This is a genomic window from Parafannyhessea umbonata, assembly GCF_900105025.1.
Classification (GTDB): domain Bacteria; phylum Actinomycetota; class Coriobacteriia; order Coriobacteriales; family Atopobiaceae; genus Parafannyhessea; species Parafannyhessea umbonata.
On the sequence record NZ_LT629759.1, the window covers coordinates 1,109,836 to 1,131,766 of the forward strand.

The 21,931-nt window shown below is 67.3% G+C and carries 16 protein-coding genes and 5 tRNA genes; 6 read left to right on the forward strand and 15 right to left on the reverse strand.

Translation table 11 applies throughout. The annotated features are described in order from the left end of the window. Positions 1–78: 78 nt before the first annotated feature. From carB to gdhA, 3 genes are all read right to left on the reverse strand, one after another. On the reverse strand, positions 79–3,318 hold the full coding sequence (carB, locus tag BLT96_RS05120; RefSeq protein WP_090862235.1) for a carbamoyl-phosphate synthase large subunit: 3,240 nt from the start codon (positions 3,316–3,318) through the stop codon (positions 79–81). Next, positions 3,318–4,586 carry a glutamine-hydrolyzing carbamoyl-phosphate synthase small subunit gene (gene carA, locus BLT96_RS05125; RefSeq protein WP_157692161.1) on the reverse strand — a complete coding sequence of 423 codons (1,269 nt, stop codon included), beginning with the start codon at positions 4,584–4,586 and terminating at the stop codon, positions 3,318–3,320. The genes carB and carA overlap by 1 nt, the downstream gene beginning before the upstream one ends. 304 nt (positions 4,587–4,890) lie before the next feature. Next, positions 4,891–6,222 carry an NADP-specific glutamate dehydrogenase gene (gene gdhA / locus BLT96_RS05130; protein WP_090846143.1) on the reverse strand — a complete coding sequence of 444 codons (1,332 nt, stop codon included), beginning with the start codon at positions 6,220–6,222 and terminating at the stop codon, positions 4,891–4,893. Positions 6,223–6,494: 272 nt separating this feature from the next. Between gdhA and BLT96_RS05135 the strand changes: the two genes are divergently transcribed. The 3 genes from BLT96_RS05135 to BLT96_RS05145 all read left to right on the forward strand — a co-directional run bounded on the left by BLT96_RS05135 (position 6,495) and on the right by BLT96_RS05145 (position 7,758). Next, positions 6,495–6,571 (forward strand) — tRNA-Pro (locus BLT96_RS05135). Positions 6,572–6,574: 3 nt separating this feature from the next. Then, positions 6,575–6,650: transfer RNA gene (locus BLT96_RS05140), tRNA-Gly, on the forward strand. A 151-nt stretch (positions 6,651–6,801) separates the two neighbouring features. Continuing rightward, positions 6,802–7,758, forward strand: a complete 957-nt coding sequence (locus BLT96_RS05145) for a diacylglycerol/lipid kinase family protein (RefSeq protein ID WP_090862237.1) — start codon at positions 6,802–6,804, stop codon at positions 7,756–7,758. 134 nt (positions 7,759–7,892) lie between these two features. Here the strand turns inward: BLT96_RS05145 and ptsP are convergent, their stop codons facing one another. Further along, positions 7,893–9,596: a phosphoenolpyruvate--protein phosphotransferase gene (gene ptsP / locus BLT96_RS05150; RefSeq protein WP_090862239.1), complete on the reverse strand. Its 1,704-nt coding sequence runs from the start codon at positions 9,594–9,596 to the stop codon at positions 7,893–7,895. Positions 9,597–9,693: 97 nt separating this feature from the next. Continuing rightward, complete coding sequence (gene pfkB / locus BLT96_RS05155; RefSeq protein ID WP_090862241.1) at positions 9,694–10,623, reverse strand: 1-phosphofructokinase; 930 nt, start codon at positions 10,621–10,623, stop codon at positions 9,694–9,696. A 315-nt stretch (positions 10,624–10,938) separates the two neighbouring features. Here pfkB and BLT96_RS05160 point away from each other — a divergent pair. Further along, a tRNA-Arg gene (locus tag BLT96_RS05160) sits at positions 10,939–11,015 on the forward strand. A 123-nt stretch (positions 11,016–11,138) separates the two neighbouring features. On the opposite strand, the gene BLT96_RS05165 is transcribed toward BLT96_RS05160, so the two are convergent. Next, positions 11,139–11,801: an NUDIX domain-containing protein gene (locus BLT96_RS05165; RefSeq protein ID WP_090862243.1), complete on the reverse strand. Its 663-nt coding sequence runs from the start codon at positions 11,799–11,801 to the stop codon at positions 11,139–11,141. 180 nt (positions 11,802–11,981) lie between these two features. Between BLT96_RS05165 and BLT96_RS05170 the strand changes: the two genes are divergently transcribed. Beyond that, positions 11,982–13,622, forward strand: a complete 1,641-nt coding sequence (locus tag BLT96_RS05170) for a DEAD/DEAH box helicase (protein WP_245719331.1) — start codon at positions 11,982–11,984, stop codon at positions 13,620–13,622. Between the two features lie 355 nt (positions 13,623–13,977). Here the strand turns inward: BLT96_RS05170 and BLT96_RS05175 are convergent, their stop codons facing one another. The 7 genes from BLT96_RS05175 to BLT96_RS05205 all read right to left on the reverse strand — a co-directional run bounded on the left by BLT96_RS05175 (position 13,978) and on the right by BLT96_RS05205 (position 20,640). After that, positions 13,978–14,403 (reverse strand): 6-pyruvoyl trahydropterin synthase family protein, encoded by a 426-nt coding sequence (locus tag BLT96_RS05175; RefSeq protein WP_090846132.1) that lies wholly within the window; start codon positions 14,401–14,403, stop codon positions 13,978–13,980. Position 14,404: 1 nt separating this feature from the next. After that, positions 14,405–15,922, reverse strand: a complete 1,518-nt coding sequence (locus tag BLT96_RS05180) for a bifunctional folylpolyglutamate synthase/dihydrofolate synthase (RefSeq protein ID WP_090862247.1) — start codon at positions 15,920–15,922, stop codon at positions 14,405–14,407. A gap of 43 nt (positions 15,923–15,965) precedes the next feature. Further along, positions 15,966–16,619, reverse strand: coding sequence for a GTP cyclohydrolase I FolE (gene folE / locus BLT96_RS05185; RefSeq protein WP_090862248.1), 654 nt, complete (start codon positions 16,617–16,619; stop codon positions 15,966–15,968). Then, entirely contained in the window at positions 16,620–17,474 is an 855-nt protein-coding gene (locus BLT96_RS05190) for a bifunctional 5,10-methylenetetrahydrofolate dehydrogenase/5,10-methenyltetrahydrofolate cyclohydrolase (protein ID WP_090862250.1), read from the reverse strand. 2 nt (positions 17,475–17,476) lie between these two features. Further along, positions 17,477–18,121, reverse strand: coding sequence for a cyclodeaminase/cyclohydrolase family protein (locus tag BLT96_RS05195; protein ID WP_172824983.1), 645 nt, complete (start codon positions 18,119–18,121; stop codon positions 17,477–17,479). 79 nt (positions 18,122–18,200) lie between these two features. After that, the gene (locus BLT96_RS05200; RefSeq protein WP_172824984.1) at positions 18,201–19,868 is read right to left on the reverse strand and encodes a formate--tetrahydrofolate ligase; all 1,668 of its coding nucleotides are present in this window, start codon (positions 19,866–19,868) and stop codon (positions 18,201–18,203) included. 172 nt (positions 19,869–20,040) lie between these two features. Then, positions 20,041–20,640: a 5-formyltetrahydrofolate cyclo-ligase gene (locus BLT96_RS05205; protein ID WP_090862252.1), complete on the reverse strand. Its 600-nt coding sequence runs from the start codon at positions 20,638–20,640 to the stop codon at positions 20,041–20,043. A 148-nt stretch (positions 20,641–20,788) separates the two neighbouring features. Between BLT96_RS05205 and BLT96_RS05210 the strand changes: the two genes are divergently transcribed. Further along, positions 20,789–21,598 carry a 2,3-bisphosphoglycerate-dependent phosphoglycerate mutase gene (locus BLT96_RS05210; RefSeq protein ID WP_090862254.1) on the forward strand — a complete coding sequence of 270 codons (810 nt, stop codon included), beginning with the start codon at positions 20,789–20,791 and terminating at the stop codon, positions 21,596–21,598. 126 nt (positions 21,599–21,724) lie between these two features. On the opposite strand, the gene BLT96_RS05215 is transcribed toward BLT96_RS05210, so the two are convergent. After that, positions 21,725–21,800: transfer RNA gene (locus tag BLT96_RS05215), tRNA-Lys, on the reverse strand. A gap of 37 nt (positions 21,801–21,837) precedes the next feature. Next, positions 21,838–21,913, reverse strand: a tRNA-Lys gene (locus BLT96_RS05220). Between the last annotated feature and the right edge of the window lie 18 nt (positions 21,914–21,931).

Genomic DNA, 21,931 nt, shown 5'->3' on the forward strand with positions numbered 1-21,931 from the left:
GTTACGCATTTTACCCCGCTGCCCGCAAATCTTTCCATGCGAGCTGCGCAAAAAGGCCCCTCGAGCGAGGGGCCCATCCTAGCGCAGGTCCTGCAGCGCGTACACGTCCAGCTCGCGGTCCCTCACCACCGCGAGCGCCTGCACGAGCGCGACCGTCGCCGAGAGTGCCGTCACGCACGTGATGCCACGGCTCACCGCCTCCTCGCGGATATTCGATCCGTCGCCGCGCGAGTCGTGCCCATGCGGCGTGTTGATGATGAACGTGATCCGCCCAGACCGCATCTCGTCGATCGCGTTCGGGTGCCCCTCGCTCAGGCGCTGGCACGCCTCGCACTCGATGCCGGCGGCGCGCAGCGTCTTCGCAGTCCCCCGTGTCGCAAGGATGTCGTAGCCCAAGCCCCTCAGCGCAAGCGCCACGGGCGCGATGGCGCGCTTGTCGCGGTCGCACACGCTCACGAACACCGTGCCGCGCTCAGGCATCTTGTACTCGATGGCCTGTCGCGTCTTCGCGTACGCCTCCGGGAAGCTGCGCGCGATGCCCATGACCTCGCCCGTAGACCTCATCTCGGGGCCAAGCTCCACGTTCGCGCCCGGGAAGCGCGACCACGGCATCACGGCCTCCTTCACCGCGAAGTAGCCCACCTCCCGGTCCTCCGGCGGCAACCCGAGGTCGCGGATCTTCTCGCCCGCCATCACGCGCGCGGCGCAGCGCGCGAGGCTCACGCCGGACGCCTTGGACGAGAAGGGCACGGTCCTGCTGGCCCGGGGGTTGAGCTCGATCACGAACACCTGCTCGTCCTTGACGGCGTACTGCACGTTGAGCGGCCCGACGATCCCGACGGCGAGCGCGAGCTGGCGCGTGATCTGCCGCACGCGCGCAACGATAGCGTCCGAGAGCGAGAAGCACGGGTAGCAGCACGCGGAGTCGCCGGAGTGGATGCCGCACTCCTCGATGTGCTCCAGCACGGAGCCAACGTAGCACTCGTCGCCGTCCGCGAGCGCGTCCACGTCCAGCTCGATGGCGTCCTCCAGGAAGGCGTCCAGGTAGACGGGGTGGTCGGGCGACACGTGCGCCGCGGCGGCCATGTACGTGGACAGGTCGTCGTCGCCGTACACGATGGCCATGCCGCGCCCGCCCAGCACGTAGCTCGGCCGCACGAGCAGCGGAAAGCCAAGGCTGCGGGCGACGCTTCTGGCCTCGTCCACGGTCTGGGCCGTGGAGCTGGGCGGATAGGCGACGCCCAGCCTGTCGAGCAGCCGGCTGAAGCGGTCGCGGTCCTCCGCAAGGTCTATGGCGTCCGGCTGGGTGCCCATGATGGGCACGCCCGCCGCCTTCAGCCTGTGGGCGAGGTTGATGGGCGTCTGACCGCCGAGCGTGACGATCACGCCCCGCGGCCGCTCAACCTCCACCACGTTCATGACGTCCTCGAACGTGAGCGGCTCGAAGTACAGGCGGTCCGACGTGTCGTAGTCCGTCGAGACGGTCTCGGGGTTGCAGTTCACCATCACGGTCTCGAACCCGCGCTCGCGCAGCGCCGCGCTCGCGTGCACGCAGCAGTAGTCGAACTCGATGCCCTGGCCAATGCGGTTGGGCCCGGCGGAGAGGATCATCACGCGCGGCTTCGCGCCCTCGGCGTGCTCACCTGCGGGCGCGGCACCCAGCACGGGCGCGGCCTCGTACGTGAGGTAGTGGTAGTCCGTCCGCGCGGAGAACTCGCCAGCGCACGTGTCCACCGTCTTGACGACGGGGCACACGCCCTCCACCTCGCGCAGTGCGCGCACCACCTCGGCGCTCGAGCCCGTGAGCCACGCGATCTGCTCGTCGGAGAACCCCATCTGCTTCGCGGCGAGCATCGTAGGCGCGCCCAGTCCCGCCAGGCCAAGCTCGCGTATGCGCCCGCCCGCGACGACGATGTCGCGGATCCTCCCCAGGAACCACGCGTCGATACCGCTCAGGGCGTGCACGCGCGCCACGTCCCAGCCGCGGCGCAACGCCTCGGCCACGTGGAATATGCGCTGTGGCGTGGGGGTGGAAACGCGCTCCTCCAGGTCCTTCTCGCCCAGCGCGGAAAGGTCGTCCACGCCGTCCATGCCCAGGCCGGCGCGCCCCTGCTCCAGCGAGCGCAGCGCCTTCTGCAGCGCCTCCTCGAACGTGCGGCCGATGGCCATGACCTCGCCCACGCTCTTCATGCGCGTGGTGAGCGTCTCGCTCGTGCCCTTGAACTTCTCGAACGCGAAGCGCGGCACCTTCACCACGCAATAGTCGATGGACGGCTCGAAGCACGCCGGCGTGGCGCGCGTGATGTCGTTCGTTATCTCGTCCAGCGTGTATCCCACGGCGAGAAGAGCGGCGGCCTTCGCTATGGGGAACCCCGTCGCCTTCGAGGCGAGGGCCGAGCTCCTGCTCACGCGCGGGTTCATCTCGATCACGATCACGCGGCCGTCCGTGGGGTTCACGGCAAACTGCACGTTGGAGCCGCCGGTGGCCACGCCCACCTTCTCCAGGATCGCGAGCGAGTAGTCGCGCAGGCGCTGCAGCTCCGCGTCGGAAAGCGTCTGGGCGGGCGCGACCGTTATGGAGTCGCCCGTGTGCACGCCCATGGGGTCGAGGTTCTCGATGGAGCAGATCACGATGCCGTTGCCCTGGGCGTCGCGCATCACCTCCATCTCGATCTCCTTCCAGCCCGCGATGGAGCGCTCCACCAGCACCTCGTGCTCCGGGCTGAGCGAGAGCCCCTGCCCGGCGATGAGCTCGAGCTCGCCCTCGTCGTGCGCCACGCCGCCGCCGGCGCCGCCCAGCGTGAAGCTCGGCCTGATGACGACGGGGTAGCCCAGGCGCGCCGCCACGGCGCGGGCATCGTCCAGGCTGTGAGCAAATCCGGAGTCCGCCACCTCCAGCCCCAGCTCGCCCATGGCCTTCGCAAACAGCTCGCGGTCCTCGCCCACGCGGATGGAGTCCAGGTCGCAGCCAATGACCTCCACGCCACACTCGTCCAGCACGCCGGACTCCCCCAGTGCGATCGCGCAGTTCAGCGCCGTCTGGCCGCCCATGTTGGGAAGTATGGCGTCCGGCCGCTCCTGGCGGATGACCCTGCCCACGGCCTCTGCCGTGAGCGGCTCCACGTACGTGCGGTCCGCGGTCTCCGGATCCGTCATGATGGTCGCCGGGTTCGAGTTCACCAGCACCACCTCGTAGCCCGCCTCGCGCAGCGCGCGGCACGCCTGCGTGCCAGAATAGTCAAACTCGCAGGCCTGGCCGATTACGATCGGGCCGGAGCCTATTATCAGGATCTTGTGTATGTCCTCGCGCCTGGGCATCAGAAACGCCTCCCCTCGCGCACGTCGATGTCAAGGCAGTCAAGGTCGCCTGCCATGAGCCGTGCGAATGACGTGAACAGGTACGCGGAGTCGTGCGGCCCCGGGCACGCCTCCGGGTGGTACTGCACGCTGAACGCGGGCACGTCCAGAAACTGCACGCCCTCCGGCGTCCCGTCGTTAAGGTTCACGTGGGTAAGCCTCACGCGGCCAAAGCGCTCGTTCATGACCACGGGCGCCACGTGGCGCTCGCTCCATGCGCGCAGGTCGCGCTCGTGCTCCGCAAAGCCGCCGGACTCCTCCGGCACGATGCTCCCCAAAGACTCGAACACCAGCCCGTAGTTGTGGTTCTGGGCCGTAATCTCCACCCTGCCGGTCAGCAGGTTCATCACGGGCTCGTTTCCGCCATGGTGCCCAAACGGCAGCTTCTCGATCGTCGCGCCCGCCGCAAGGGCCATCAGCTGGTTGCCCAGGCAGATGCCAAACACCGGCACCTTCCCCATCAGCTCGCGCGCCGCCTGCGCGGTTGCCTCAACCTGGGTGGGGTCGCCCGGCCCGTTCGAGAAGAACACGCCATCCGGCGCCGCGCCGTCCTGCCCAAGCGCAAGCACGCGCCTGGCCGGCGTGTCCCACGGCACCACGACCGTCTCGCACCCCACGGCGGCGAGTCCGTCCGCGATGCCGCGCTTTTCTCCGCAGTCGTACGCCACCACGCGGAAGCGCCGCTCCCCCGCCGCAGGCACCACGTACTCCTGCGCGGTCGATACGTCCGGCACGAAGTTGCGGCTCGATATGCAGGGCGCCTGGCACACGCGTGCCACAAGGCTCCTGGGGTCAAGGTCCTCCGTCGATATCGCGGCGCGCATGGCGCCTGCCGAGCGAATGCGCAGCGTGAGCGCACGGGTGTCCACGCCCTCGATCGCGACGACACCACCCTTGCGCAGCAGGTCCGTAAGGCTGCCCTCGCTCTGCCAGTTGCTGGGCTCGCGGCACATGTCGCGCACCACCAGTCCAGACAGCGCAAGCCCGCCGGACTGCATGGCGGCGGCGCTCACGCCGTAGTTTCCCACCTGCGGATACGTGAGCGTCACGATCTGCCCCGCGTAGCTGGGGTCGCTCACGATCTCCTGGTAGCCCGCCATCGAGGTGTTGAACACGATCTCCCCAAAGGCCTCTCCCCCGGCTCCGGCGCTCCGGCCCCTATACACCGTGCCGTCCTCAAGCGCCAGAAGCGCCTCCGCCGGCCGTTCCCTGCTCACAAGTGGGTTCATGCGACCATCCTCTCCGTGCCGCGCGCCAAAAAGAGGGACCCCACCCTTGGCGGAATCCCGAGTCATCACCTTGGCGCATGGTCATCCTTTACGGTATCTCCGTACCGTCCTTAAAGGTTGTTTCGCATTGTAGATGGTCTGTTATGCGTTTTAGTATCTATTCGTAGTCCTGTTTATAATTCTGTTACAAAGCGTCCGAGAAAAACGACGAGGCGGGACCGGACGCATGCCCGATCCCGCCTCCCTCATGTGCTTGCAAACACGGCTCGCCCGCGGGCGCCGCACGTCGCTATAAGACTTAGCGCTAGCAGATGCCCTGCGCCATCATCGCGTCGGCAACCTTGAGGAAGCCGGCGATGTTCGCACCAAACACCAGGTCGCCCTCGTGTCCGTACTCCTTGGCCGCGCCGGACGCAGCCGCGTAGATGGAGTCCATGATGCCGTGGAGCTTCTCGTCCACCTCGTCGAAGGACCAGGAGAGGTGCTCGTGGTTCTGGGACATCTCCAGACCGGACGTCGCGACGCCGCCGGCGTTCGCGGCCTTGCCGGGCGCGAAGTACACGCCGTTGGCCATCACGTACTCGGTCGCCTCGGTCGAGGTGGGCATGTTCGCGCCCTCGACCACGTACTTGCAGCCACCCGCGACGAGCTTCTTGGCGTCGTCGAGCTCGAGCTCGTTCTGCGTGGCGCACGGCATGGCGATGTCGCACTTCTCGCCCCAGGGGCGCTCGCCCTCGTGATAGGTGACGCCCGCCTTGCGCTCCGCGTACTCCTTGATGCGGCCGCGCTCGACCTGCTTGATCTGGCACAGCAGGTCGAAGTCGATGCCCTCGGGGTCATACACGTAGCCGTTGGAGTCGGAGCAGGTCACGACCTTGCCGCCAAGCTGCTCGGCCTTCTGGATGGCGTACTGTGCGACGTTGCCGGAGCCAGAGACCACGATGGTCTTGCCGTCGATGGAGTCGCCCTTCTCCTTCAGCATGTCCAGGAGGAAGTAGACGGCGCCGTAGCCGGTGGCCTCCGGACGCGCGAGCGAGCCGCCGTAAGAGAGGCCCTTGCCCGTGAGGACGGACTGCCAGGAGTTGGTGAGGCGCTTGTACTGGCCAAACATGTAGCCAATCTCGCGGCCGCCCGTGCCAATGTCACCGGCGGGGACGTCGGTGTCCGGGCCGATGTGCTTGACGAGCTCCGTCATGAAGGACTGGCAGAAGCGCATGACCTCGCTGTCGGACTTGCCCTTGGGGTCGAAGTCCGAACCGCCCTTGGCGCCGCCCATGGGAAGGGTGGTGAGGGAGTTCTTGAAGACCTGCTCGAAGCCCAGGAACTTGAGGATGGAGAGGTTCACGCTGGGGTGCAGGCGCAGGCCGCCCTTGTAGGGGCCGATCGCGGAATTGAACTGGATGCGGTAGCCGCGGTTCACCTGGACCTTGCCGGAATCGTCGACCCAGGGCACGCGGAAGATAACGATGCGCTCGGGCTCGACGAGGCGCTCGAGGAGGCCGGCCTTCTCGTACTCGGGGTGCCTGTCGAGGGCAGGCTGCAGGGTGGTCAGGACCTCCTTCGCGGCCTGGATGAACTCAGGCTGGTCAGAGTAGCGCTGTTCCAGATCGGCAATCACTCGCTCGGAATAGTTCATGTGCTAATCTCCTCTCCGTCCGCCCATGGGCAGACGACGCTTACGAGACATCGTAACCGATGCAAAATCAGAATAGTTATTACCTGGGTTCGAAACGGTTTCGAGCGGTTTTGCGTAACAGAATGTACACGCGGACGCAATTGCGGCTAAGCCACTGGCTTTTTAGGTCAGCCGCGCCAAGGCACGCCCTCCCGCAGTCCAACTAGTTGTGACGATTGCCAAATCGACGGTTGCCCAAACCGTCTGAGTACCCTATACTTTCAGAGCGGCTCCGGGGTGTGGCGCAGTTTGGTAGCGCATCTGCTTTGGGAGCAGAGGGTCGCTGGTTCGAATCCAGTCACCCCGACCATACGCGGCGGTAGTTCAATTGGTAGAGCAGCAGCCTTCCAAGCTGCCTGTTGCGGGTTCGAGTCCCGTCCGCCGCTCCATTGCACATGAGGCCACGGGTTTTTCCGTGGCCTTCTTGTTATTCGGCCCCCGCCCACCGCGCGACGCTGCATCCTCGTCCCGTCCTCCCCCGCCAACGCATGCCAATGGCGCTAGATTGTTTACAAGGCGATGGATGGGAGTCGAACCAGCATGAACGAAGGCCTTGGCAGGACGCTCGTGATAGCGAACCCCGCGGCGCACAGCGGCGACGGAGCCGCGGCCGCCGAGCGCGTGAAGAGGTTCTTCTCGTCCCACGCGAACGCGACAGACGGCTTCGAGCTTCGCCTTACCCAGGCACCGGGAGACGGGATGCGGATGGCGCGGGTGTCCGCTGACTTCGACACTATCGTCGCGCTTGGTGGCGATGGCATCATCCACGAGGTCGCAAACGGCCTCATGTCCGTGGCATCACGCGAGCGGCCGGCACTTGCCGTCGTCCCCGTCGGCTCGGGAAACGACTTCGCTCGCACCATCGGTGCCGCCACGAACGACCCAATCGCCGCCCTTGGGCAGATCCTGCGCGGGCGCAGGCGCGAGCTTGACCTCGGCCACGTCGCGAGCGACACCGGCGAGTCGGGCTACTTCGTGCAGACGCTCTCGTTTGGGCTCGACGCCGCCATCGCCCTCGACACGACCTACCGCCGCGCAGCGCAGACGCGCCAGAAGGGCTCAGGGCTGTTCGCGACGTCCGGCGTCAAGATCCTCTCCAAGGTCAGGGGCGAGGCGTCCGGCTATCCCTCGCGCGTCACCATGGACGGCGAGAAGGACGTCCGCCTGAACTCGATCGTGTTCGCCGTGCAGAACGGCCCCACGTACGGCGGCGGCTTCAGGATTTGCCCTGACGCCGAGCCGTACGATGGCAGCCTCGACCTTTGCTACAACGTGAGCGTACCCGCGCTTCCCCATGTCCTCGCGCTGTTCGCCCTTGCGCGCACGGGCAGGCACGTGGGGTCGCGCGCCATCGCCACAAGGAGGGTCAGGCATCTGCACATAGAGTTCCTGGAGCGCGAACCGCCATGCCAGGTGGACGGCGAGCCGCTCCATGGGCGCACGTACGACGTCGAGGTGCGGCCACGCTCCCTCGCGCTTATTGCACCAGCGCAATAGATGGCTGGCCACAGTCGGCCGTCCACCGCTTTCACCCGCGTAGCTGCCCTCAGGTCCCAAATCCCGCCATGCAAAGGGGGACGCCCTTTCGGACGTCCCCCTTGGTTGCCATAGAACCTGCAGCCTCGCTCTGCCTACTTCTGGGCGGCCTGGAGCATGACCTTGACCTCGGTGGCGGTCTTGAGCTTCATGACCTTCTCGGTCAGGGCGTCTGCCTCCTCCTTCGTCCACTCGGAGATGATCTTGCGGGTGCGCAGGATCGACGGGGCGGACACGGAGAACTCGTTCAGGCCGAAGGAGAGCAGCACCGGGATGAGCAGCGGGTCAGCTGCGGCCTCGCCGCACATACCGACCATGATGCCCTTCTCGCGGCCGGACTCGATGATCCTCTTGAGCGAGCGCAGGACGGCCGGCTGGTACACGGTGTACAGGTACGAGACGCGGTCGTTGCCGCGGTCGGCGCACATCGTGTAGCCGATGAGGTCGTTCGTGCCGATGGAGAAGAAGTCGCACTCCTCCGCGAGGTCGTCGGCGATGAGGGACGCGGCTGGCGTCTCGATCATGGTACCGACCTCGATGTCCTTGTTGTATGCGACGCCGCGCTCGTCCAGCTCCTTCTTGCACTCCTCGACGAGGGCCTTCGCCTGACGGACCTCGTCCAGGGTGGTGACAAGCGGCAGCATGATCTTCACGTCACCAAACGCGGAGGCGCGAAGCAGCGCAGTGAGCTGGACCTTGTACTGCTCGGGGTTGTTCAGGCAGTAGCGGACGGCACGGAAGCCCATGAACGGGTTGTCTTCGTGCTTAAGGTTGAGATACGGAATCTCCTTGTCGCCGCCCACGTCGAGCGTGCGTATGATGACCGGCTCGTCCTTCATGCGCAGGGCGACCTTCTGATACGCGGCAAACTGCTCGTCCTCGGTGGGGAGCTCCTTCGCGTCCATGAAAAGGAACTCGGAGCGGAAGAGGCCAACGCCCTCGGCATCGTGCTCCGCCGCCACGTTCGCGTCGTCCGGGTTGCCGATGTTCGCGACGAGAAGAACCTTCTCGCCGTCGCCGGTCACGGTCTCCTTGCCGCGGTAGGCCTCGAGAGCGGCCTTCTCCTCTGCGTAGGACTTAGCCTTCGCGCGATAGTTCTCCAGGACGTCGTCCTCGGGGTTGTTGATGACCTTGCCGAGGGTGCCGTCGACGATGACCATCTCACCGGACTTGATGTTCTTCGTGGCATCCGCGACGGAAAGGACTGCGGGGATCTCGAGTGCACGGGCGATAATGGCGGAGTGGGAGGTGCGGCCACCGGTCTCGGTGACGATGCCCGCGACGTTCTCCTTGTCGATGTCGGCGGTCATCGAGGGCGTGAGCTCCTCGACGACAACGATGGAGTTCTCCGGGAGGGACGACAGGTCGACGACCTGCTTGCCGAGGAGGTCGGCCAGAAGGCCGGTCTTGACGTCGGCGACGTCAGCCGCGCGCTCGCGGAAGAGCTCGTCGTCCATGTTGGAGAACATGTTGAAGTACATGTCGTATGCTTCGCTCACGGCCTGCTCGGCGCACATGCCGGAATCGATGGACCCGTTCACCATGTCCTTGATTCCCTCGTCCTCGGCGAACTCGATGTGCGCGCCCATGATGGCGGCGGCCTCCTCGCCCACCGACTGCTTCATGCGCTCGATCTGATTGTTCGTCTGGTCGACGAACTTTGCGAGAGCCTCGTTGTAGCGGGCCTTCTCGGCCTCCGGATCCTCGGGCTTCGTCGGGGTGAAGGACAGGTCGGGTGCGACCGCAACCTGCGCGACTCCAATGCCGTAGCCGTCAGAAGCATTTACGCCTTCGTACATCTAAACCTCCCATTTGCATTGCCAAGTGTCCCATGCACGTATAACCCTGGCGGTGACTCCCCCTTTGCCGCCGCCAGATAACATGGCTCTTCTCGCGCTACTTGCCCTGCTTCGCGATTATCTCGTTCAGGTTCTGGTAGACGCGGTCGATCGTCGCGCGCTTCGCGATGCCCTTGCTCGCCGCGGTCGCCGTGCCGCAGGCGGAAGCGAAGCGGAGCGCGGTCTCGTAGTCCGCACCCTCCTGTACCTTGGCCACGAAGCCGGCGACCATGGAGTCGCCCGCGCCGGTCGCGTTGACCAGGCGGATCTTCGCGGTCGGGACGGTGTGGACCTCGCCCTTCTCGTCGTACAGAAGCGAGCCGTGGCCGCCGCAAGAGACGATGACGTTGCGGGCACCGCGCTCGTGCAGCTCCTTCGCGAAGGGGATGCACTCCTCCGGGGTCTCGGGACGCGCGTCGAAGATGCGTCCGACCTCGTGGTTGTTGGGCTTGATGAGGAACGGCTCGTCCTCGAGGGACTCGAGCAGCAGCTGGCCGGGAGCGTCCACGACGAAGCGGATGCCACGGCCCTTCAGCCTCTTCATGATGATGCTGTACATGTCCTCGGGAAGCGACTTCGGGATGGAGCCGGTCAGGACCAGCGTGTCGCCCTCGCCGATGTAGTCGATGCGCTCGAGCAGCTCGTCGACCTTCTTCTCGGAGATCTTGGGGCCCATGCCGTTCACCATCGTCATGACGATGCCGTTCAGCTTTACGTTGATGCGGGTGAAGCCCTTGTCCAAACGCACGAAGTTGGACGAGATGCCGTTCTTCTGGAGCGTCTTGACCAGGTAGTCGCCAGTGAATCCGGCTACGATGCCGAAGGCGACGTTGATTACCTTAAGCTCATTGAGCAGGGTTGAAACATTGATGCCATTTCCGCCACAGTACAGCTCCTCGCTCGAGGACCTGTTCGTGAAGCCCATGTCAAGCGTCAGCGGATGCATGACATAGTCAATAGCCGGGTTCAAAGTTACGGTGTAAATCAACGTAGGCTCCTTCCAGCACACAATTTGGCTACATTATGACTCAAACGACCTGCCCCGACATCGTGAAAAAAGCTAAAACCCTACATCACATTCAACAATAGGCCAGAAACGTCGCGTTTTCGCCAATATCTCGCAAACAGCTGCCGTGAATCGGAGAAGGGCATGTACACGGACTAGTGGTCAACTCGGCAGGAACCGCCCACATGTTGCGGCACGTGCCGCGTCCTTCCCGAGGCCTCCCCATGCCCTTCTCGTCCGCGTTCTTGGCGATTGAGCCGGCCGCGCGCGCCCACTTCGTGCTACTATCGACTACGCGCTCCCTTAGCTCAGCTGGATAGAGCATCGGTCTTCTAAACCGCAGGTCAGGCGTTCGAATCGCCTAGGGAGCACCAGAACGCAACGGCAGGTCGGCGCAACGTGGCGCCCGACCTGCTTTTTTGTTCCGGCCAGGCCGACGCCTGCAGACAAACGGCAGACAAGTCGGTCGCCAGCCGCGCCGCGAGGTGCGACGCGCGCTACGCCAGGCCGCGCTCCACGGCGGCAAGCGCCCCTATGATCGTCTTTCCGTCCTGGATGAGGCCGGCGCGGGCCGCCGAGAGCACGTCCCGCACGGGGAGCCATACCACGTCCACGAACTCGCCGCTGTCCGGTCGCGCCGTTCCGGCAGAGAGCCCGTGCGCCAAGAATACGCTCGTGGCCTCGTTCGTGAAGCCGATCGAGCCGGCCGACCGCGCGACGAACTCGAGCCTTTCCGCCACAAGCCCCGTCTCCTCCGCGAGCTCGCGCGCGGCACAGTGCGCCGGGTCCTCCCCCGCATCCAGCTTGCCGGCGGGAATCTCCAGGCTCATGCGGCCCATGGCCACGCGGTACTGCCGCACCAGGCACATCCTGCCGTCGCGCACGGCGCACACCCCGGCGCCCCCGTTGTGCCACACGACCTCGCGGTACCCCGTCGTCCCGTCGGGAAGCGCAACGTCGAGCGTCCGCACGCGGAAGATCTTCCCGTCCCACACGCGCGTCTCGCCCACGACGCGCTCCACCAGGCGCGCGTCGTCCCGCAGGAGCTCGCGGATACGATCGAGCCCGTCCGGCGAGCCTGCCGCCGCGCCGACGCAGGCGCCGGTCTCGCCTTCGCGGGCGCCTTGCTCCCGGCCGCCCTCGTTCTTCTCGCCGTCCATGCAGGCTCCTCCCTCGTCGCGACGCAACTGGCCATCAGCAACTGGCCGTCGCTCAATGGTATCGCCTGACGGCCGTCTCGACGTGGGTTTATTTGGTAGATGCACCGCCGACGGACTTGTGGGTGCCGTTTGCGGATACGATGCCAATGCATCATTTACAGATTTGATTGGAAGTGCATATTGGCAGACCGCCATCACCACAAGAAGGACCGCGCGGACGCGACCGCCGCTCGCGCGTCGCAGGAGGCGCCCGCGGGCGAGAAGACCGTGGCCTTTGATCAGCTGGGCCTGAGCCGGGAAGTGCTGGACGCCGTGGCAGAGATGGGCCACACGCAGCCGACCCCCGTGCAGGCGCAGGCCATTCCCCTCGTGCTTGCGGGCAGGGACGTGCTGGCCGCGGCGCAGACCGGCACCGGCAAGACGGAGGCGTTCCTGCTTCCCACGCTCAGCCGTCTGGGACACGCCGGCGCGGGCAAGGGGCCGCTCATGCTGGTCATCACGCCCACGCGGGAGCTTGCGCAGCAGATAGACGACGTCGCGCGCACCATCTGCGCGCACACGGGTCACCGCACCGTCACGCTGGTGGGTGGCGTCGCATACGAGCCGCAGTACCAGGCGTTGGCGCGTGGCTGCGACGTGCTGGTGGCGACGCCTGGTCGTCTGCAGGACCTTCTGGACTCCGGCCACGCAAGCCTCGACCGCGTAGATGTTCTCGTTCTGGACGAGGCGGACCGCATGCTGGACATGGGCTTTCTGCCAGCCGTGAAGAAGATCGTGGCCCGAACGCCGTCCGAGAGGCAGACCCTGCTCTTCTCGGCCACGCTTGACGACGACGCCGTTGCGAGCACGCGCTCGCTCGTGCGCGACCCCGCTCACGTGAAGATCGCGCGCAAGGGCACGCCGGCGCAGACGATCGAGCAGTTTTCGCTGGGCGTGTCGCCCGAGGCGAAGCACGCCGTGCTCGCGGAGGTGCTGCGCCGCGAGGGGGCCGAGCGCGTCATCGTGTTCACGCGCGGCAAGCACCGCGCGGACGCCATCTGCCGCAAGCTGCGCAAGGCGGGCTTTGCGTGCGCGCCCATCCACGGCAACCGCACGCAGCGCCAGCGCGAGAACGCGCTGCGGAGCTTCCGCGAGGGCGCGGTGGACGTGCTGGTGGCGACGGACGTCCTCGCGCGCGGCATCGACATCCCCGACGTGCGCTACGTGGTGAACTTCGACGTGCCCGGCGACGCGGAGGACTACATCCACCGCATTGGCCGCACCGGCCGCGCCGGCGAGTCCGGCTGGGCGCTGACCTTCGTGACGGAGGACGACTACCTGGAGCTTCGCGACGCGGAGGCGCTCATGGGCAAGGTCGTGCCGGACTACCCCCGCGCCGAGGGCATCGACCTGGGCGCGGAGCCGCTGCGGCTTGACCCGGCGCGCGACCCGCGACAGAAGCTCCCCGGAAAGAAGGCCCGCAAGAAGATGGCCGAGGAGCGAGCCGCCCGCCGCGAGGCGCGACGCGCCGCGAGCGAGCCGACTGCGAAGGCGCATGGGACGCAGGCTACAGAGCCCGCTGCTGCCGGGGCCTTGGCTGCCGAGAGCCCGGCGAAGCCGCGGCGCCAGCGGCGCGGAGCGCGTGTCGCCCAGGCAAAGGCCGCGAATCCGAGGAGCTCGAAGCCGAAGGCCGCGAAGAGCGCACGCACGCCCCAGAAGCCGAGGCGTCGGAGTACCTCGCACGACGAGGCCATGCCCTACGGACCCGGCGGCAAGCCGAAGCGCTCCGCCGCGAAAAAGCTGAGCCGCCATCCCGGCGACCGCGGCGGCAGACGCGGGTAGCGCGCGGCCGAGTGCGGTCGACTGCGCAGGTTAGGGCCGCTCGGCAGGTTGGAACCGCTCACTACCTGACAGGAGTGCGATCTGTCAGGTAGTGAGGGGAAAATGGCTTCCGGAACCTCAAAAGCATCCCACTTTCTGACAGGAGCGCGATCTGTCAGGTAGTGAGGGCAGAGAACTCACCACTTTCCGACAGAAGCACGATCTGTCGGAAAGTGAGGCTCAAGAGACCCGTGGAACCCAAAAAAGCCCACCACTTTCTGACAGAAACGCAACCTGTCAGAAAGTGGTGGGCTTGTGCTTACGGTGGAGCGTGGTCAAAGGGGCCGCGCGCATCAGCAGGCCAGTCTACCCGCGGCTACTCGTCCACCAGGTATGTGGCGCAGTTCAGCGGCGTCTCGTAGCAGTCCACCCGGCTCACGGGCAGACCGCGGCCCAGAAGGACCTCCGCGAAGTTGCGCGCAAGGTTCTCCGCAGTCGTGCGGAACGGCAGCATCCTGAGGGTGAAGCCCTCGCGCTCAAGGCACGCGACGGTATCTGGCGCAAGGGAGCCCTCCTCCACCAGGAACATGTGGTCGAAGCGCGCGACCTCCTCGCGAACGATGCGCTTGAACTCGCCAAAGTCCAGTACCATGTCGCGCTCGGTCCCGTCCGTGCCAAGCGAGGCCTGCCTGATGTAGACCACCACGCGCCAGCGATGGCCGTGGAGGTTCTCGCACTTACCGTTGTAATCCGTCAGAAAGTGGGCGCCGTCGAAGCTTGCCTCGGTCTTCAGCTGGTACACGCTAGTTCCTCCCGTCGTTCGCGGCATCGTCAAATATCTGCACCCTGGGGTGGCGGTCCGGCGCGACGCGCGGCCTCACGGGACCGGCCGCGTTCTGAACGCCCGGCCTGAGCAGCGCCGCGACCTCGCCGGCCGTGGTGATCGATCCGCACGCGACGTACGACGTGCCCGCAAGGGCGTCCGTCGCCTCGCGCACGGACGAGAAGACCGCGTCCGGCCGCTTGCCGCACTCCTGGAAGACGCGGGCAAGGTCCTGTGCAGAAAGCGCGCGGTCCGAGGCCGTCTGCGTCACGTACACGCGCGGGAACTCCGGCGCGAGCAGGCCCACGATGCCGCGCACGTCCTTGTCCGCGAGCACGGCGCACAAAAGCGCCGGGCGCGTGGCCACGTTGGGGTCCACGCCGCGCACGGCCGTCAGGAACGTCTGGACGCTCTGCGGGTTGTGGCAAGCGTCTATGAGCACGGGCGGGTCCGGCACCACCAGGTCGAAGCGGCCGGGCGTCGGGCACGTCACGAGGGACTGGAACAGCGCGTCGCCGTCGAGCGGGCGCCCCAGGAAAAGCTGTGCCAGCGTGACGGCGCACGCGAGGTTCGCGGCCTGGTACGCGGGCTTCAGCACGGAGAGCTCGCGGTATTCGCGGCCGTCCGGGCCCGGCGTCCGGACGTCCACCATGAGAGGCGCGCCTATGCGGTCCGGACGCCGCGTTATGCGATACGTTGCGTGCGGCAGCCCCTCGTGCGCGCGCGGGGTGCCGGGATGCATCTCGCCCGCGGCGTCCGAGGGGTCGGCCGGCCTCAAGAGCACGGGCGTGACGCCCTGCTCCGCGCATCGGGCGAGAAACACGTCCTCCACGCTGTCCGGCGTCGCAGTGCCAACACCCAGCACGCAGGTGCGCCCCCGCTTGATGATTGCGGCCTTCTCGCCCGCGATCTTCTCCAACGTGTCGCCCAGGATGCGCATGTGATCGAGCCCGATGCCCGTGATGGCGACGGAGCGTATGTTGTGCGCGGCGCTCGTGGCGTCCCAGCGGCCGCCCATGCCGCACTCCAGCACGCACGCGTCCACACCGGCCTCCGCGAAGACCACCATGGCCGCCACGGTCAGCACGTCGAACTCCGTTATGTCGTACGGGCGCTCGCCGGCGGCCTCGCGGCGCGCGTTCACGCGCTCGCCGGCGTAGACGGCGGCCGCGACGCCACGCGCGAACTGCGCCTCGCTCACGGGGTGGCCCGCCACCTCCATGCGCTCCGTCATGCTCACGAGCTCCGGGGAGGTGTACAGGGCGACGCGAAGCCCCTCTCCCCCAAGGATCGCCGCCGTGAAGCGCGCCGTCGAGGTCTTGCCGTTCGTGCCGGCTATCTGCACGCTCTGGAAGTGCTCGTCGGGGTTGCCCAGTTCGGCGAGCATGTCCTCCACGCTCTCGAGCATGGGCTGGATGCCAAAGCGCTTCGTGGCGGCAAGGCGCGCCATCGCGTCCTCGTAGCCGATGGAAGGTATCTGGAAGGGAACCTGGTACATGGTGGGATGTGCTCCTTCTTGCGCGTGGGCGCAGGCCGCAGGGCTAGCCCCTCAGCAGCCTGAACGCCTCCTCGCGCGTCTTGCTGTCTGCCTTGAACACGCCGCGCACGGCGCTCGTGACGGTGGACGATCCCGCGGCGCGCACGCCGCGCATGGTCATGCACGTGTGCTCCGCCTGCATGACCACCATGACGCCCAGCGGGTCGAGCTCGCGCATGAGCGCGTCCGCCACCTGCGCGGTCAGGCGCTCCTGCACCTGCAGGCGGTGCCCGTAGCCCACGACGCAGCGTGCGATCTTGGAGAGCCCGGTGATCCGCCCCTTGCGCGGGATGTAGCACACGCTGGCCGTACCCTCGAACGGCAGGATGTGGTGCTCGCACATAGACGAGAACGGGATGTCGCGCACGACGACCATCTCTTGGTTCTGCTCCTCCTGGAACTGTCGGCGCAGGTGGGCAGCGGGGTCCTCCTGCATGCCGCCAAAGAGCTCCTCCGCGGCGCGCGCCACGCGCTCCGGCGTGCCCCTCAGGCCCTCGCGGTCTGGGTCCTCGCCGATCGCGAGCAAAAACTCGCGCACGGCGGCCTCCGCCCGCGGCTTGTCTATGGGTGCAAATCCCTGGTCGTTCAGCGGTCGGCCGTAGCGGTCCTTCTCGCCCGTCGGCTCCGCCGCGCGAAACGAGCTCGTCTCTGGCACCATCTATCCAACCGTCCTTTCCGCGGCCTCCACCACGTGCTTCGCGAGGCAGGCCGTCGTAACCGCTCCAACGCCGCCGGGCACGGGCGTGATCGCGCCCACGATGGGTTCGACCGCGTCGAAGTCCACGTCGCCTACAAGACGCTGGGCGTCCTCGTCCCAGTTGATGCCTACGTCCACCACGACCTGCCCCGCATGCGCGCACCGGGCACCAAACGTGCCCGCGTGGCCGGCGGCCACGACCACTACGTCCGCGTCGGCGCACTTTGCCGCGAGGTCGCGCGTGTGCGTGTGGCACATGGTCACGGTGGCGTTTGCCGCCTGCAGCAGCATCGACACGGGCCGCCCTATCACGAGCGAGCGCCCCACGACCACGACGTCCGCGCCGTCGAGCGCCACTCCGTGGTGGCGGAGCAGCTGGAGCACGGCCTCCGCGGTGCACGGCGGAAAGCCGACGGCCTCGCCCGCGAACACGCCCGCAAGGGACCCCGCCGTGATGCCGTCCACGTCCTTCGCCACGTCAAGCGCCTCGCACGCCGCGTGCTCGTCCAGTGCGGCCGGCAGCGGGCGGAACATGAGGCAGCCGTGCACGGACGGGTCCGCGTTCACGTCGCGGATGGCGCGCTCCAGCTCCGCCTGCGCGCAGTCCGCCGGCAGCGCGACGCGCCGGGCGGAGATCCCCACCTTCTCGCAGCGCCTCAGCGCGGCGCGCTCGTACGAGAGGTCGTCCGGGCGCTCCCCCACGCGCAGTATCGCGAGTCCGGGCGTGACGCCGCGGGCGAGAAGTGCCGCCACGCGCGTCCCAAGCTCCTCCGTGAGCGCACGGGCGACGGGCGCCCCCTTCAGCAACTCCGCCAAGACTATCCCCTTCCCCTCACGCGGTCCGTCACGGAGCGCGCGAGCGCCTCGGCCCGGGGCACGTACGCCGCGAGCATGCCGTCGCAGCGGGCCTCCAGCTCCCTCGCGCACGCGCGGTCCTCTAGCGCGGCCGCGTTCACGAACACGTTCAGGCTCGCGGACTCCAGCGCGGCACGGGCAAGGTGCGCGCCCGTCCCGACGTCGGCCACGAGCAGGGCAGAGCCCTTCTCGCCCATCTCCTCCAGAAGGTCGATGGCCCGGCACGCCTGCCCCATCATCGCGAGCGGCGCCTCGCACGCGAGCCGCGTCGCGTCCTGGATGGCCTGCGGGCGCTCGGCGTCGTCCTTTGGCAGCGCGTACGCGCGCGACAGCGGCAGAAAGCCGCGGGCGTCCTCGTCCACAAGCTCAAGCAGGCGTCGGCGCACCTCCCCCGCCCGCTCCACCATGCGCTGCACGTCCAGCTCGACGGCGGCGTAGCGGCGCTTGCCCAGCGTGAACGCGCCGGCCATGGAGCACAGCGCGGCGGCCAGCGCGCCCACGTACGCCGCGGCGCCACCGCCCCCGGGCACGGGGCTCCTTCCGGCGAGCTCCTCCGCGAAGCGGGCGCAGCTCTTGTCCACGAGCCTCTCTTCGGGCCTCTCTTGCACGATATGCACACTCCCATGAGGGGGCGCCCCTTCGGGCACCCCGCAGGTCAGGTTGGTTGTACGGACGAGAAGGACGCAGCTAGAACAGGCCGACGATCTTTCCGTCGGGCGTGACGTCGATCTTCTCGGCGGCCGGCACCTTCGGGAGGCCCGGCATGGTCATGATGTCCCCCGTGAGCGCGACGATGAAGCCCGCGCCGGCAGAGACCTTCAGGTTGCGCACCGTGATGCGGAAGCCCTCGGGCGCGCCGAGCCGCTTGGGGTCGTCCGTGAAGGAGTACTGGGTCTTCGCGATGCAGATGGGGAGCTTGCCGAAGCCTTGCTCCTCGAGCTGGGCCATCTGGCGCGCCGCCTTCGGCGTGAAGTCCACGCCGTCCGCGTGGTAGACCTTCGTCGCGATGGCCTCGACCTTGTTGGCGATCGTGTCGTCCACGTCGTAGGCGAAGCGGAAGTCGTTCGGCTGGTCGCACAGGCGGATGACCTCGTTCGCGAGGGCCTCGCCGCCCTCGCCGCCCTTCGCCCAGACCTCGGAGAGCGCCACGTTCACGCCGAGCTTGCCGCACTCCTTGGCCACGAGGTCGAGCTCGGCCTTCGTGTCCGTCGGGAACGCGTTGATGGCCACGACGACGGGCAGGCCCCAGACGTCTGTGATGTTCGAGACGTGGCGCAGCAGGTTGGGAAGGCCGGCGCGCACGGCGTCGAGGTTCTCCTCCGTGAGCTCTGCCTTCGGCACACCGCCGTTGTACTTGAGGGCGCGCACCGTCGCCACGAGCACGACGGCGTCGGGATGAAGGTTCGCGTAGCGGCTCTTGATGTCCAGGAACTTCTCGGCACCGAGGTCCGCGCCGAAGCCGGCCTCCGTGACGACGTAGTCCGCGAGCCTGAGGGCGGTCGTCGTGGCCTCGACGGAGTTGCAGCCGTGCGCGATGTTCGCGAACGGGCCACCGTGCACGAACGCGGGGTTGCCCTCGAGCGTCTGCACGAGGTTCGGCTTTATGGCGTCCTTCAGGAGCGCCGTCATGGCACCCTCGGCGTGGATGTCGTGGACCGTCACCGGCCTGCGGTCGTAGGTGTACGCGACGACCATGCGGCCGAGGCGCGCCTTCAGGTCCATGAGGTCCGTCGCGAGGCAGAACACGGCCATGACCTCGGACGCGACGGTGATGTCGAAGCCGTCCTCGCGCGGCATGCCGTTCGCGACGCCGCCGAGGCCGTCCACCACATTGCGGAGCTGGCGGTCGTTCATGTCGACGCAGCGCTTCCAGACGATGCGGCGCGGGTCGATCCCCAGGGAGTTGCCCTGCTTGATGTGGTTGTCGAGCATCGCGGCGCACAGGTTGTTCGCGGCTCCGATCGCGTGGAAGTCGCCCGTGAAGTGCAGGTTGATGTCCTCCATGGGGACGACCTGCGCGTAGCCGCCGCCCGCGGCGCCGCCCTTGATGCCGAAGACGGGTCCCAGGGACGGCTCGCGCAGGCAGAGCATGGAGTTCTTGCCGAGCCTGCACAGGGCGTCCTCGAGGCCGACGGACGTGGTGGTCTTGCCCTCGCCCGCAGGCGTTGGGTTGATGGCCGTCACGAGGATGAGCTTGCCCCTCATGGGCTTGTCCCTGAAGGCGTGGATGTCCACCTTCGCCTTGTAGTTGCCATAGAGCTCGAGCTGCTCCGGACCAAGGCCGGCCTTCTTGGCCACCTCGGTGATGGGGAGCATCGTTGCCTCCTGCGCGATCTCGATGTCTGACTTTGCCATCCTCAGCGCTTCCTTTCGCTTCTTGGAGCGGTCGGGCTCCAACGGTTACCGGGTCTCACGGGACGAACTGACCGTTACCCCATTGTGCGCGTTCGGGATTGCGTTTGTGGCGAGGATCGAGCCGCGGATATCGAATAGTCGCAATTGGCACGCATCGAGGTCGTACCCGTGCCTAGCGCTGGGACCGAATGACGCGCTCCTCCGTGACGACGACGTCGACCGGCACGTCGTGCTCGTCGAGCGCGAGGGCGCCCACCGGGCTCATCTGCGGCTCGCGGCAGAGTCCGACGGAGGCACCGGCAAACTCTGCGAGGAAGACGTCGTAGAAGCCGCCACCGTAGCCCATGCGATAGCCGCGCTCGTCGAACGCGAGCCCCGGCACGATGGCAAGCGCACGTGACCCCGCCTTCGGGTCCACCTCGCGCGCGGGGTCGGGCACGGGCTCTTCCACGCCAAAGGGGCTCCTCACGAGGCCGTCGAAGCTGGACACGTAAAACCAGCGCATGCGACGCGTGCCGGGAACGCACCACGGCAGCGCGACGGCCTTGCCCCGCGCCCAGGCGTCGCGCACGATCGCGCGGGTGTCGACCTCGTCTCCCACGGACAGGTACGTGAGCACGGTGTCCGCGGCCAGATACTCCGGGAGTCGCGTGACGCCACCTGCTATGGCGGCGTCCCTTCTCGCCCGTCCGTCCTTGCCGAGGGCGCTCCTGACCTCCTTGTAGCGGCGGCGCAGCCCCCGCTTGCGCTCGCGCGTCCCGTCGCCGTCCATGCGGCGCCCCCCTTCTGGCGTGACCCTTGCGTCGCGCCCGTCGTGCGCGTTGGGTGAAATCCGGCGCGTTGCGCCCATGCGACCCCGCGCGCGCCGTAACCTCGCCCTAGGGTACCGCAGGCCGTGCAATCGATGCGAGGGGGCTGCCATGGCGACGGCGACGCTGGTGATCATGCGTCACGGCGAGAGCGCGTGGACGGACAAGCGGGTGAACCGCTTCGCGGGTTGGGTGGACGTCCCGCTGACGGAGCGCGGGCGCGCCCAGGCGGCGGAGGCGGGCAGGCTCATGCGCGAGGCAAACATCAGGCCGGACGCGGTGTTCACGTCGCTTCTGGAACGCTCCATCGTGAGCGCGGACATCGCGCTGCACGAGGTGGGCCGCCTGTGGGTGCCTGTCATCCGAAGCTGGCGCCTGAACGAGCGCCACTACGGCGCGTTCCAGGGCCAGACGCGGCCGGACATGCGCAAGGCGTACGGCGAGGAGCTATTCGAAACATACCGGCGCAGCTTCGACGTGAGGCCACCGATGATCGATCCCGCCTCCCCGTACTTCCAGGCAGACGACCCGCGCTACGGCGCGCTCTCGCAGGACGGGCTCGACGCGACGGACCCGCGGCAGATACGCAGCGAGTGCCTGAAAGACGTGATTGCGCGGCTTGAGCCGTTCTGGGGCGCCTACGTGACGCCGCCCCTGCTGTTGGGGCAGACGGTGCTCGTGGTGACGCACGGGTCTGTGGTGCGCTCGCTCATCAAGGTGGTCGAGGGCGTGTCCGCGGAAGAGATTCGCAAGGTGAACGTCCCGACGGGCCAGCCCCGCGTGTACGAGTTCGAGACCGGCGGCATGGGAGGGCTTCGCCTTGCGGGTCCCGGGCGCTGGCTTGACCCGGATGCCGCAAGCCGCGGCGCAGCGGAGGCGCTTGCGCTGGGTTCGGACCCAGCTCCCTCGGGCCCGGCATAGTGCACGTCCCGATGGAGCCGCGGGCAGGTGGGTGTCCTTCTCGCCCGCGCGCCCGATGAGTGCCGCCGGCACATGTTGTGGCCATACAAAAAGCCCGACGCACGAGCGCCGGGCTTGCTTTCAAGATGGTGGGTCGTGAGGGGGTCGAACCCTCGACCTTGGGATTAAGAGTCCCCTGCTCTACCAACTGAGCTAACGACCCATCTATATGTGCTGGCATGTGCCAGAGAAGAGGTCAATGGTGGGTCGTGAGGGGGTCGAACCCTCGACCTTGGGATTAAGAGTCCCCTGCTCTACCAACTGAGCTAACGACCCATTGACGTCCCTGCGCTG

Excerpts from the sequence above, each read along its gene's own strand:
- carB (WP_090862235.1), bottom strand. The coding sequence starts at position 3,318 with ATGCCCAGGCGCGAGGACATACACAAGATCCTGATAATAGGCTCCGGC.
- carA (WP_157692161.1), bottom strand. The coding sequence starts at position 4,586 with ATGAACCCACTTGTGAGCAGGGAACGGCCGGCGGAGGCGCTTCTGGCG.
- gdhA (WP_090846143.1), bottom strand. The coding sequence starts at position 6,222 with ATGAACTATTCCGAGCGAGTGATTGCCGATCTGGAACAGCGCTACTCT.
- BLT96_RS05145 (WP_090862237.1), top strand. The coding sequence starts at position 6,802 with ATGAACGAAGGCCTTGGCAGGACGCTCGTGATAGCGAACCCCGCGGCG.
- ptsP (WP_090862239.1), bottom strand. The coding sequence starts at position 9,596 with ATGTACGAAGGCGTAAATGCTTCTGACGGCTACGGCATTGGAGTCGCG.
- BLT96_RS05165 (WP_090862243.1), bottom strand. The coding sequence starts at position 11,801 with ATGGACGGCGAGAAGAACGAGGGCGGCCGGGAGCAAGGCGCCCGCGAA.
- BLT96_RS05180 (WP_090862247.1), bottom strand. The coding sequence starts at position 15,922 with ATGTACCAGGTTCCCTTCCAGATACCTTCCATCGGCTACGAGGACGCG.
- folE (WP_090862248.1), bottom strand. The coding sequence starts at position 16,619 with ATGGTGCCAGAGACGAGCTCGTTTCGCGCGGCGGAGCCGACGGGCGAG.
- BLT96_RS05200 (WP_172824984.1), bottom strand. The coding sequence starts at position 19,868 with ATGGCAAAGTCAGACATCGAGATCGCGCAGGAGGCAACGATGCTCCCC.
- BLT96_RS05205 (WP_090862252.1), bottom strand. The coding sequence starts at position 20,640 with ATGGACGGCGACGGGACGCGCGAGCGCAAGCGGGGGCTGCGCCGCCGC.
- BLT96_RS05210 (WP_090862254.1), top strand. The coding sequence starts at position 20,789 with ATGGCGACGGCGACGCTGGTGATCATGCGTCACGGCGAGAGCGCGTGG.